Raw genomic sequence first — 265 nt, forward strand, 5'->3', positions numbered from 1 at the left:
AATTATCTTTGATTCGTAGCCGGATGCATAAAGTCATTCAGTTGACATTTCCGGAATTGGAACAGATTTTCACAACTAAGTCAGATTTATTTTTAAACTTTGTTCAATTATTCCCTCACCCAGATTTTGTTCAAAATCTTTCCAAAACGGTCATGAAGAATCAGATTCGTAAGAATACCAATAAAAACATCTCAATCAGCATAGCAGAAAAGAAAGCTATGGAAGTACTTGCGGCTGCCAGGTATTCTTATCCAGCCGTACGTCA

The 265-nt window shown here is 36.2% G+C and carries 1 pseudogene; it reads left to right on the forward strand.

Features of this window, described 5'->3' with window-relative positions:
- Positions 1-265, forward strand: a pseudogene (locus BPMYX0001_RS33695) (IS110 family RNA-guided transposase); the annotation flags it as partial.

Origin of the sequence: Bacillus pseudomycoides DSM 12442 (genome assembly GCF_000161455.1) — a bacterium.
GTDB lineage: Bacteria > Bacillota > Bacilli > Bacillales > Bacillaceae_G > Bacillus_A > Bacillus_A pseudomycoides.